Genomic DNA, 301 nt, shown 5'->3' on the forward strand with positions numbered 1-301 from the left:
AGTTGCGAGAGTGGCGGGCGGCACCTCAAATGTCGCGATCCAGGAACGTATCCCCCGAACTCATGCCCGTGCTGTCACGAGGCAAAAATCGAAGCCCCAAAAGCGGTGCGTGCTTCATGGGCTACGCGTCCTGGCTTGCCGGCGAAAAATGGAGCGACCATCCGGCCTGCACCCATCCCGCGCTGGCCCCGCTCGCGAGGATGGGGAATGACTGCAGCCCGGATGCCGCACGCAGCGAGCCCGTCACCCACATCACCCCGGGGGGGGGCCTGAACGGCCCGGATCCGGACAACGGACTCCC

General features: G+C 66.4%; 1 protein-coding gene. It reads right to left on the reverse strand.

Features of this window, described 5'->3' with window-relative positions; translation table 11 throughout:
• Positions 1-121 precede the first annotated feature (121 nt).
• The coding region (locus tag FVP33_RS19865; RefSeq protein ID WP_222706816.1) for a hypothetical protein at positions 122-301 on the reverse strand (180 nt) is incomplete at its 5' end.

The organism is Lacisediminihabitans profunda, assembly GCF_008040105.1.
In the GTDB taxonomy this organism is placed as follows: Bacteria; Actinomycetota; Actinomycetes; order Actinomycetales; family Microbacteriaceae; genus Lacisediminihabitans; species Lacisediminihabitans profunda.